Raw genomic sequence first — 245 nt, forward strand, 5'->3', positions numbered from 1 at the left:
CGTAGGAGCCGGCTTGCCGGCGAAGGCTGTTCGCCGGCAAGCCGGCTCCTACAGGGCAGATTTCAGTGCGGCAGGTACACCGTCAGCATCTGGCCGGGCTTGAGGGCCTGGGCCGCGCGGGGGTTCCAGCGCTTGAGGTGCTGCATCTCGACATTGAAGCGCTTGGCCACCATGTACAGCGAGTCGCCCTGCTTGACCTTGTACTGAGTCGACTTCTTCTTGTTGCTGGCCAGGCTGGTTTTCTT

At 62.4% G+C, this 245-nt stretch carries 1 protein-coding gene; it reads right to left on the reverse strand.

Annotation, left to right across the window (positions count from 1 at the left end; translation table 11 throughout):
* Positions 1 to 62 precede the first annotated feature (62 nt).
* Positions 63 to 245: LysM peptidoglycan-binding domain-containing protein (locus R0J88_RS22640; protein WP_410901270.1), on the reverse strand; the 183-nt coding region annotated here is incomplete at its 5' end.

The sequence above is a fragment of the Pseudoalteromonas sp. SIMBA_162 genome (assembly GCF_046535955.1).
Taxonomy (GTDB): Bacteria; Pseudomonadota; Gammaproteobacteria; order Enterobacterales; family Alteromonadaceae; genus Pseudoalteromonas; species Pseudoalteromonas marina.